A 10,285-nucleotide genomic window follows, 5' to 3' on the forward strand; every position below is an offset into this window, starting at 1 on the left:
TGGGATATATAATAACTTCTATATACAAGAAGAAATTATCTCGTGATTCTTTGGTTAATGTAGTAACTACATTTCTATCTGCCGCCTCTATCTTAGGTGGAATAAAACTCATGTATGTGACTATCCTGAACAAATTAAATAATAATCCAATAAACCTTGAAGATTCTGAGGTGGTTTTGCAGTCTCATGGATGGCTACATGGGAAGTAATAAAGAAATTTAAGGAATAAATATTTATGCGGAAGTAGCCATATTTGCTATATCTTCTAATTTCATTACAGTTTTAGTAAGTTTAGCTTCCATAGCTGGTGTGATTAATGAATTCTGATGAAGTTGTAATATTCAAAATAGAGGGCTATTGCATAGCAATGGATGTCTATTTCCCTTTAACAGTTGGCTTGCCTTTGCAATTAGTGTAACCCTAAAGTAGTTGTAAAAAAATGGAAGCAGATAAAAACCCTGATTATTGTAATTTGCGGCCTCTTCTAAATAGATTCTGTTATGTCGGTAGCAATGGATATCATTCGTGCTTTGGATCCTGGAGGCCTGGAGCGGTTTAAAATAAATCTGGATAACCCTGTAGTTCCGGAAAAAATCGGGGAGGTATGGACCGTTAAAGTAGTACCCTATGAAAAAACGGAGGTCAGCAGGAAAGAGTTTAATAAGCTGTTCGACAACAATAAAGCATCTAAATCCTGGGTAGTGGAGAGTAAGCCGGAAGCAATTGTGGTATTACAAGAAGTATATCAGCAGTTTCAGGATAAGCTCACCACTCCATTTGATGAGAAACAATTGAATATTGAAGACTTGCCTGATGTGGGAAGATATGCTATCCTGATCCATATCAGGGATGTATTTGAGTAGGTTTATTTTAGCTTCAGTAAAAGTTATCGGCTATTCAATATTCCCATTACAATTTTCCTCATATTATAGATTACTACTTTACGACAGAAACTGTCGTGAAAAGTTTATTGCGACAATTTATAGGAATAATTGTCGCGTAATCTCATAAACGAATGATGATATCCATACAATCCGGATCATGATAAGTCCAGAGATTCGCTTTATTCGCGGATGATATATACCAGAGATTCGATCATCCTACGTTCATCCTACGTTATTAACGTAGGATGAACGTAGGATGATCGAATCTCTGGTCCATTTATATCGGAAATAAAACGAAGTAAATTAAAAGCTACAGAGGAGTAGTTACCTATTTTGTAAAAGGATCTGCATATTTAGGATCTGTTGCAAGAGAATGATCCGTTAATGTTTTCAGGAAAGCGAAAATATCCTTTTTTTGCTGATCGGTGAAATGAATTCCCCCGGTTCTCAACCCTCTCAATTGTATGCCGATATTAGGATTTTGTTTGATCCCTGACGAATAATGTTCAATTGCATCTTCGAGGGTGGCAAAACGTCCATCATGCATATATGGCGCGGTTAATTCCACATTCCTTAAGCTGGGGATTTTAAAAGTTCCCATGTCCTTCGCCTGCTGGGTAATTTCTCCGATGCCCTTGTCTGTATAAACGGCTTCCAGTCCGTTATTAGAACCAAAACCTGTATTTATTCCGGAATTTTCCACAACCAGGTAAGAAGCATTTAGTCCCACGCGTGAATTAGCAAGGTCGCTATGACATTCTGTACAGAAGTTTGCGCTGAGGATGCGTCTGCCTTCTTTTTCTTCATCAGTAAAATCAACAAAATTATTTGCTACTCCCTGATCATATCGTGAATTAAACGAAACAATACTACGAAGGAACTGGGACAATGCTTTCCCTATTTTGTCTGAAGTAATATCGGGTGTACCGAAAGCAGCTTTAAATAAGTCAGGATAATAAGCTGTAAGTGCCAGTTTTGATTCCAGTGCTGCAAGTGTAGGCATACCCATTTCAATATGGTCCAATATAGGCATCAGCGTTTGTGTTTCCAGGCTGGCGGCCCGCATATCCCAGAACATGGATTTGGCTTTGAAAAAACGGGTATTTACCACTGGCATGGAATTCCGTCTTGTTAATCCTCCTTCAAATCCTACAGACGATACTACTCCGTCTGTAAATGCTTTATCCTGATGATGACAAGAGGCACATGAAATTGTATTATTTGCAGATAATAATTTATCATAAAAAAGTACCCTTCCCAAAGTGGCTCCCTCATTAGTGATAGCATTCCCAGCAGGTGTATTGTCGATCCCGGGATTGTTTGTGATCAGTGTCTGCAAATAGGCAGGAATATTGATTCCGGTACTTACATAATCATACAAAGTAGCAGGCAGATTAGGTACAGGGCTGCTATTCACGGATATCGCTTCCGTTTGAAGTTTGGCATCAAAAGAATTCTTTTTACAGGATTGGGTATTGATAATAAAGATAGTTGCTGTTAGCAACAGGTATACATACCTCTGGTTCTTTTTCATAGGTAAACTTATTTATGCCATTACACTTGAAAAAGAGAATACCCTTATCCCAAATTAATTTTTTTTTATCGCATAAGGGTATTTTCTTTTTCAGTTGTATTATTGTGGAACTTAAAAAATGTAACCAGGCTTAAATTGGATTTACCACAGGATAAGTTGACTAATGTAACTGAGCAATACTTTCATACTTACTTTGAAGGGTTACATCGTTATGCTTTTATGATACTGAAAGATAATGATGATGCGAAGGATGCTGTGCAGACTGTTTTTTTGCGACTGTGGGAAAAAGGGATAATACTGGATGAACAGCAATCTGTAAAATCATACTTATACACATGCGTTTATAACCAGTGTCTTAACGTGAAAAGGCATCAGAAAATAAAAGATAAATATGTTACGGACAATAACATGCCGGTATATAGTCAGAGTAATGACTTGATAAGTAAAGAAACGAACCGGCAGATACTGGCACAGATAGATGAGCTGCCACCTCAATGCAAACTGATTTTTTCCAAGAGCAGATTCGAAGAGAAAAAATATACTGAAATAGCAGCAGAATTAGGGTTGTCTGTAAAAACAGTGGAGGTACAGATGGGCAAAGCATTGAAAATTTTACGGGAAAAGCTGGCAGAAATCATGATAACTATCATCATTTTACTTACATTATAAAGAAGCTGATGCGTACAATTTAAAAAAATGAGCAATCATAATCATCAACAGGTTGATTTTGAATTATTGGGGAAATATTTGTCTGGCGAAGCTACACCGGAAGAAGGTGTAGCACTGGACAATTGGATCCTTGATGCCCCGGAAAACAGAAAACTGTTTGACCAGGTTTCTGTTATATGGAACCAGGCTAAGCAGCAACAAGGACATCAGCTACCTGATAAAGAAAAACTCCTGCATGAGATCAAGGCCCATTTAGCAACAGCTAAAGTGTACCCAGTGAGAAAGCGCCTTTATCTGAGCAGTATTGCCGCAGTATTCCTGCTGCTGGCCGCTGCCGCTATCTACATTTTCTTCTTCAGAGAAAGGGAGCAGGTTATCCGTTATGTGAACAGAGCAACAGGGACAGGAATTTACAGAGATACATTATCCGATCATTCTCTCGTAGTACTGAATAGTAATTCTAATATAAAATACCCCGAGAATTTTAAGAGAACATTGCATTTAACAGGAGAAGCATGGTTTGATGTAACATCTGATCAGGAAAATCCGTTTATCGTAAGCGTTGGAGACATTTATATAAAAGTACTGGGCACCTCTTTTAATGTACACCAGCAACAGAAAACCATTGAAGTAGCAGTAAAAACCGGTGCTGTGATGATGTACCGGGACAATCAGCAAATTATCGTGAAGGCAGATGAACTGGGTATGTATAATGTAGAAAATCATCTGTTTAAATTGGATTCTTCGTTCAATGTAAATAGTATAGGATATGTTACCAGAATATTTAATTTTGAGAATGCTTCTTTAAAAGAAATCGTAGCACAACTTGAAAAAGCCTATGACATCACTGTAGTATTCGAAAACAAAAAGCTGGAAAACTGTACTATGAGTAGCCCTTTTGAGAACAAATCCATTAAATATATTTTTGAAGTTATTTCAATTACGTTGAATGTTGAATGCAGGATTGAGAACAATACAGTATATATCAGTGGTGAAGGATGTAATTAATAAAGTAGTTCCACCTGTTTTAATACTTATAATAGCCGGTATTTCTGCTTACGGACAAACAGGATCCCGCCTGCAACAGAAAATAGTAGTTCCTGCTGAAAATATCCGGTTCGATTCACTACTTCATCTGATCAGTAAACAATCAGGTGTGAAATTTTCCCTGAATACCCGGAAATTTCCACCATCTAAAATCATTCATGTAAAAAAAGGATCACAACCCGTAGCACAAGTGCTTGCAGATATAAAAGCAGGTACAGGTATTTATTATACGTTGTTAGATTCCCATATTATTTTCGCAGATAATCCACCTCATAAAAAAGAAGAAGTTATACTGCCAACTGTCCATCATCATAAAAAAATATTACCTGCAAAACCGGTAACTGTCGTGCCTTTGGAACTCCATTCTCTGGCAGGTATTTCCAGAAGTATTGACACTCCTTCCATACACATCCATGCTATTCATCCCGGCAAGTTATCACAAGTAATAAATAATCCCGTATCTGCAGAAAAGAGCAGAATTGAATTGCCACTTTTTGTAAAAGCAGGTGTTACGGCAGAAGAATTTTTTTACATGAATACTGGCATACAGGCTGGCCTTCCCTTTTTGTATGGAATAGCTTCTTATAATACCAACTTTAAATACTCCAACTTCAGGTATGGCTTAAGGACTTCTATTCGTTTAACAGATAGTTGGCGGTTGCACCTGATGGTCACTACCGGCAACAGCATCAAGCAAACATATGATTCCAGCAGAATGAACAGGCTTGTGAAAATGCGACTAAATAAAGCAGCTGTGCTGGCAGAAAGAAAGTTAGGCCGTCACTTTACAGTACAACTGGGACTTTCGTTCAACGATCTCCAAACAAAATATTACCGGAATGGTGTAGAAGCTCCTTTGAGTTTCCCCGAGCCAACAGCCGACAAAAGATTTAATTTCCTGAAACCTCCATATTCTATCTGGAGTAACTATTCTCCTTCCTCTTCAAGCTATAATAAATTATGGATAGGCATGCAGATAGGTCTGTTTTATAACATCCATTTTTTCAAAACGAGATATTGATGGCCTGAAAGTTGATGCGCTGTCATGGTATATTATAGTTAACCATGACAGCAGTAAAAGATTGCATACTTACTATTAATGGGGGTTCTTCCAGCATTAAATTCTCTTTGTATGAAGTGCAGGGGCCGCTGAAAAATGTGCTGATTGGAGAAATTGAACGGATAGGCATTGAAGGCACAAAACTAACCTGGAATAAAGAAGAAAGCATTGAAGTGGAAGCAAGCGATCACGCAGCTGCTGCAATGTTCCTCATTGAATGGTTGGAGAAACAACCCGGTTTTGCAGTCGTGAAGGCTATAGGACACAGAATAGTATACGGTATGAGGCATACCGGACCTCAAAAAATCACCCCGGCATTAATGAAAGAACTGAAGGGAAGCATTGCCTTAGACCCTGAACATATGCCGGGAGAGATCAAACTTATTGAAGTATTCACGGCACATAACCCGGACCTGCCACAGATTGCCTGTTTTGATACTTCTTTCCATGCAGATATGCCAAGAATGGCAAAGCTGTTGCCGCTTCCCCGTCGCTTTGATGTGGCAGGTATTCAGCGATACGGCTTTCATGGCCTCTCTTATGCTTACCTGCTGGAAGAGCTGGGTAAAGATGCCGGTGCCCGGACCATTCTGGCACATTTAGGTAATGGCGCTAGCCTTGCTGCAATAAAAGAGGGTAAAAGTATGGATACCTCTATGGGCTTTACTCCAACTTCAGGGTTGCCTATGAGTACCCGCACAGGTGACTTAGACCCAGGTGTGGCCTGGTATTTAATGCAGTCCGAAAAACTCAGCCCCGAACAGTTTAATCATCTTGTTAACCATGAATCCGGCTTACTGGGTATTTCCGGAATAAGTCCCGATATGAGGGAATTAATGAAGCAGGAGAAAGATAATCCCCATGCTGCGGAAGCTGTGGAATTTTTCTGTTACCAGACCCGTAAATGGATAGGTTCATTTGCCGCCGTCCTTGGCGGACTGGATACGCTTGTATTTGCAGGTGGGATAGGGGAAAACGTTCCTGAAGTCAGGGAACGTATCTGCACATCTCTTGGCTTCCTTGGAATCACATTGGATAAAGAAAAGAACCACCGGAATGAGCACATTATATCTTCAGATAACAGCAAGGTAAGCGTGTATGTTATTCCTACCAACGAAGAGTTAATGATAGCAAAAATAATATGTGAGGTATTGAATTTTTCAATTGAAACATAACATTTTTTTATGGAAACAAAAGACATCGCAGAAGTGGGTTATCAGTTATCCGCTGAAACATTCAGTAATATGGATGCTTACTGGCGGGCTGCTAATTATTTGTCCGTAGGCCAAATATACCTGATGGATAATCCCATGCTTAAAAAAGAATTGACACTGGAGCACGTCAAACCCAGGCTACTTGGCCATTGGGGAACTACGCCCGGTTTAAACTTCATTTATGTTCATCTGAACCGTATTATTAAACAGTATGATCTTAACATGATCTACGTGACCGGTCCCGGGCACGGTGGCCCGGGACTGGTGGCCAATACTTACCTGGAAGGGACCTATAGTGAGTTCTTCCCTAATATCACCCCTGATGTACTGGGAATGAAAAAGTTGTTCAAACAGTTCTCCTTTCCCGGAGGTATTCCCAGTCATGTGGCGCCGGAAACTCCAGGCTCCATTAATGAAGGTGGAGAACTGGGATATGCATTGCTGCACGCATATGGTGCGGTATTCGATAACCCTGATCTGATTGTGGCATGTGTAATAGGAGATGGGGAGGCAGAAACAGGCGCTCTGGCAGCCAGCTGGCATTCTAACAAATTCCTGAATCCGGTGCATGATGGTGCGGTATTGCCTATTCTTCACCTGAACGGTTATAAAATTGCAAATCCCACTATACTTGCCCGCATTCCCCGGGAAGAACTGGAACAACTTTTTTACGGATATGGCTATAAACCGTATTTCGTGGAAGGTACAGATCCTGCTGATGTTCACCGGCAGATGGCCTCCACATTGGATATGATCATCGCTGAAATCAGGCAGATCCAGGAAAGCGTCCGCAGTAATGGCTTTACAGAACGTCCGCAATGGCCAATGATTATTATGGTTACGCCTAAAGGATGGACTGGCCCTAAAGAAGTTGACGGACTCCCTGTAGAAGGTACCTGGCGTGCACATCAGGTGCCATTGGCTGAACTAAGGGAAAAACCCGGACATCTTAAAATGCTTGAAGAATGGATGAAAAGCTACCGGCCGGAAGAATTATTCAATGAGAACGGGGAGTTAATACCCGAACTGGCAGCGCTGGCTCCTAAAGATAAACGGCGTATGGGGGCTAATCCGCATGCTAATGGGGGATTGCTGCTACAAGACCTGACCATGCCCGATTTTAGTAAATATGCTGTAGATGTAACCAAACCAGGAAAGAATACAGCGGAGGCGACAGTTGTAATGGGGGCTTTTGTGAGAGATGTAATAAAACTGAATTGGAAAAAACGAAACTTCAGGGTATTCGGACCAGATGAAACTGCCTCCAACCGTCTTACTCATCTCTTCGATATCACTGACAAAACTTTTACCGCTGAGATCCTGGAAACAGATAATCATATCTCACCCGACGGACGTGTTATGGAAGTATTGAGTGAACACCTGTGTGAAGGGTGGCTTGAAGGATATCTGCTCACTGGCCGGCATGGGCTCTTCTCCTGTTACGAAGCATTTATACATATTGTGGATTCTATGTTTAACCAACATGCCAAATGGTTACAGGCGGCCAATAAAATTCCCTGGAGAAGCTCTGTGGCTTCTCTTAATTATCTGCTTACTTCACATGTATGGCGACAAGATCATAATGGGAACAGTCATCAGGATCCTGGTTTTCTTGATCATGTGGTGAATAAAACAGCCGACATTGTCCGTATTTATCTCCCACCGGATGCGAATACGTTACTTTCTGTTACAGATCATTGTTTGCGTAGCCGCAATTATATCAATGTGATTATAGCCGGTAAACAACCCGAATTACAATGGCTGGATATGGATGCGGCGATCAAACATTGTACCGCCGGACTGGGAATCTGGGAATGGGCCAGTAATGATGAAGGTACCGAGCCGGATGTAGTGATGGCTTGCGCGGGAGATGTGCCTACACTGGAAACAATTGCTGCAGTAGGAATACTACGCAGGCAATTCCCTGATTTGAAAGTACGTGTGATTAATGTGGTAGATCTTATGACCCTCCAACCCAAAAGTGAACATCCGCACGGTATCAGCGATAAAGAATTTGATACTCTTTTTACAAAAGATAAACCTGTGATTTTTGCTTTTCATGGTTATCCGCTGCTCATCCATCGCCTCACTTATCGTCGTACAAACCACGATAATATTCATGTGAAAGGCTACAAAGGTGAAGGCACCACCACCACACCATTTGATATGGTGGTACTAAATGAACTGGACAGATTTCACCTCGTAGGGGAAGTGATTGACCGTGTATCCGGACTGGGTTCAAAAGGTGCTTACGCCAAGCAGTATGTTAGAAACAAACTGCTGGATCATAAAGCATATGTAACCACTTATGGAGAGGATATGCCGGAAATAAAAGACTGGAAATGGCAGTATTAATATTACGAAATCAGGTTGAACGAAAACAAAATAGTAGTGATAAATAAAATGAACAATCCGGCGAGGAACAGGTAATCCGCAATGTTCTCATAGCGGCCGCCATTTTTAATATTCCCACGGATTGATAAAAACGAGAGAATGCAACTGGACATGAAAAATATAATGGCGGCAGTCGTACTTTCATCGATTGCCGTCTTTTGTGAAATGTTCAGTAATCTTAAAGAAGTAAGCACCACAAAACAAAGCCCCAACAGATTCGATGATGCATTCAATATGTGCGGTGATTTATGATTCTTATCGTGCATAGTTATCCTGTTTAATCTCCAAAAAGCCCATTTTAACTTGTTTAACGATTGTTTTTGCCTATCCGGCTACTAACTCTTTTCACACTTTTGGTGGAAAGTATCTTTAATGGCTGGAAAGCTGTGGGATAAAATTATGGGTTTTGAAATGTAAGGATTTGTTAAAATTTTTAAGTCATATGGGTCTCATGAGGCGTTATATTCTAATCGTTTATGCAGGTATGCTGCTCAGTGCATGCCATAGTAAAAAATTGCCTTCAGATAAGCGTAATAATGCAATTGCATCTGCCGATGTGATAATTGCCTCACCCCGTAATATCAGCAATATTGTAGAAGCAAATGGTACGGTCGTGGCCAACGAATATGTACAATTACATCCGGAAGCAAGTGGCCGGATTACTTATCTCAATGTGCCGGAAGGAGTGTTCGTGAACCAGGGAACTATCATTGCCCGCATCAATGATGCTGACTTACAGGCGCAGCTTAGCAAATCAAAAGTACAACTGGAACTGGCTGTTAAAACAGAAGAACGGTTAAAAAAATTACTGGCTATTAATGGTATCAACCAGGCAGATTACGATTCCGCTCTGAACCAGTTACAAAGTATTCAGACAGATATTGCTTACTACCAGGCATTGATCGATAAAACAGTTGTAAAGGCTCCCTTCTCCGGAACAGTGGGCCTGCGGCTTGTGAGTATAGGCGCTTATGTTACTCCTGCTGATGTAATTGCTTCTATTCAGCAGTTAAATACTTTGAAAATAGATTTCACTTTGCCGGAATCATACGGAACACTGGTGCATAAAGGAAATGTAGTATCTGTTGAACTGGATGCTACAGATACAATAAAACAGCGTGCTACCATTGTTGCCGTAGAGCCACAAGCCAATACTATCACACGTAATCTGAAAGTAAGGGCCACTCTGCAGAATACAAAAACACATCCCGGTAGTTTTGTGAAAGTATATATCGATGCAGGAGAAAATAAACATGCCATCATGGTTCCTACCAATGCACTTATCCCGAACGATCAGAATAATCAGGTAGTGATTTTAAAGAATGGCAGGGCGAAGTTTGTTAGTGTGGAAACGGGTATCAGGCAGGCCGCAAATGTAGAGATAACAAAAGGGATCAGTGAGGGAGACTCTGTGTTGGTAACCGGAGTATTGTTTGCACGGCCGGATGCTGTGATTAAAGTTAATAGTGTTAAGACGTTATAG

At 40.6% G+C, this 10,285-nt stretch carries 9 protein-coding genes; 7 read left to right on the plus strand and 2 right to left on the minus strand.

Annotation, left to right across the window (positions count from 1 at the left end):
- Nucleotides 1–500: 500 nt before the first annotated feature.
- Nucleotides 501–863 carry a hypothetical protein gene (locus tag BM176_RS12745; RefSeq protein ID WP_090103542.1) on the plus strand — a complete coding sequence of 121 codons (363 nt, stop codon included), beginning with the start codon at nucleotides 501–503 and terminating at the stop codon, nucleotides 861–863.
- 349 nt (nucleotides 864–1,212) lie between these two features.
- Here the strand turns inward: BM176_RS12745 and BM176_RS12750 are convergent, their stop codons facing one another.
- Nucleotides 1,213–2,418 (minus strand): cytochrome-c peroxidase, encoded by a 1,206-nt coding sequence (locus tag BM176_RS12750; RefSeq protein ID WP_090103543.1) that lies wholly within the window; start codon nucleotides 2,416–2,418, stop codon nucleotides 1,213–1,215.
- Nucleotides 2,419–2,553: 135 nt separating this feature from the next.
- Here BM176_RS12750 and BM176_RS12755 point away from each other — a divergent pair, with 135 nt between their 5' ends.
- The 5 genes from BM176_RS12755 to BM176_RS12775 are packed head-to-tail and all read left to right on the plus strand — an operon-like array spanning nucleotide 2,554 to nucleotide 8,763.
- Nucleotides 2,554–3,087: an RNA polymerase sigma-70 factor gene (locus BM176_RS12755; RefSeq protein ID WP_090104879.1), complete on the plus strand. Its 534-nt coding sequence runs from the start codon at nucleotides 2,554–2,556 to the stop codon at nucleotides 3,085–3,087.
- Nucleotides 3,088–3,114: 27 nt separating this feature from the next.
- A complete protein-coding gene (locus tag BM176_RS12760; RefSeq protein ID WP_090103545.1) occupies nucleotides 3,115–4,095 on the plus strand; it encodes a FecR family protein in 981 nt (326 codons plus the stop codon).
- Nucleotides 4,037–5,155 carry a hypothetical protein gene (locus BM176_RS12765; protein WP_090103547.1) on the plus strand — a complete coding sequence of 373 codons (1,119 nt, stop codon included), beginning with the start codon at nucleotides 4,037–4,039 and terminating at the stop codon, nucleotides 5,153–5,155. Before BM176_RS12760 ends, BM176_RS12765 begins: the two co-directional genes overlap by 59 nt.
- Before the next feature lie 44 nt (nucleotides 5,156–5,199).
- Nucleotides 5,200–6,369 (plus strand): acetate/propionate family kinase, encoded by a 1,170-nt coding sequence (locus BM176_RS12770; RefSeq protein WP_090103549.1) that lies wholly within the window; start codon nucleotides 5,200–5,202, stop codon nucleotides 6,367–6,369.
- 9 nt (nucleotides 6,370–6,378) lie between these two features.
- Entirely contained in the window at nucleotides 6,379–8,763 is a 2,385-nt protein-coding gene (locus tag BM176_RS12775; RefSeq protein WP_090103551.1) for a phosphoketolase family protein, read from the plus strand.
- 2 nt (nucleotides 8,764–8,765) lie between these two features.
- Here the strand turns inward: BM176_RS12775 and BM176_RS12780 are convergent, their stop codons facing one another.
- Entirely contained in the window at nucleotides 8,766–9,068 is a 303-nt protein-coding gene (locus tag BM176_RS12780) for a hypothetical protein (RefSeq protein ID WP_090103553.1), read from the minus strand.
- A gap of 185 nt (nucleotides 9,069–9,253) precedes the next feature.
- On the opposite strand from BM176_RS12780, the gene BM176_RS12785 reads away from it, so the two are divergent.
- Nucleotides 9,254–10,285: an efflux RND transporter periplasmic adaptor subunit gene (locus tag BM176_RS12785; RefSeq protein WP_255373503.1), complete on the plus strand. Its 1,032-nt coding sequence runs from the start codon at nucleotides 9,254–9,256 to the stop codon at nucleotides 10,283–10,285.

This window comes from Chitinophaga sp. CF118, assembly GCF_900112615.1.
In the GTDB taxonomy this organism is placed as follows: domain Bacteria; phylum Bacteroidota; class Bacteroidia; order Chitinophagales; family Chitinophagaceae; genus Chitinophaga.